Genomic DNA, 542 nt, shown 5'->3' with positions numbered 1-542 from the left:
AACATCCTGATCACCGGCGCTACCGGCTGCGGCAAGAGCTTCCTGGCTTGCGCCCTCGGACACCAGGCCTGCCTGCAGGGATATAAAACCGCCTATCTCAACATGAACCGGCTTATTGAGAAAGTAACACTGTCCAAACTGGATGGGTCATACATTAAAATGCTCAATCACCTGGAACGTCAAACCCTGATCATACTGGATGACTTTGGCCTGCAGCCGCTGACCCAGGAAATACGACTTACTTTATTACAATTACTGGAAGACCGCTATGGAAAGAAAAGCATTATAGTTACTTCTCAACTTCCCGTGGCGAAATGGTATGAATATATCAATGATCCAACCCTTGCCGATGCTATTATGGACAGAATGACAGCTAATGCACTGCGTATTGAGCTTAAAGGTGAATCCCTGAGAAGAAAAAAATCAAAAGCCAATCAATAACCCTTTGTATTTTTAACACGCATCAAGCTCTTTCTTTTATTGCCTACCATCAGGGGTGGGTCAACATCGAGGAATGATGGGTCAACATGCCAAGAATTTAC

At 44.8% G+C, this 542-nt stretch carries 1 protein-coding gene; it reads left to right on the top strand.

The window, feature by feature from the left end; all coding sequences use genetic code 11:
* Positions 1-441 (top strand): ATP-binding protein (locus tag HB364_RS32880; RefSeq protein WP_167292700.1); only part of this gene is annotated, 441 nt, incomplete at its 5' end.
* Positions 442-542 lie beyond the last annotated feature (101 nt).

It is taken from the genome of Paraflavitalea devenefica (assembly GCF_011759375.1).
Lineage (GTDB): Bacteria > Bacteroidota > Bacteroidia > Chitinophagales > Chitinophagaceae > Paraflavitalea > Paraflavitalea devenefica.
The sequence above is the reverse complement of the archived record's forward strand: the minus strand, read 5'-3'. Positions and strand labels throughout refer to the sequence as shown.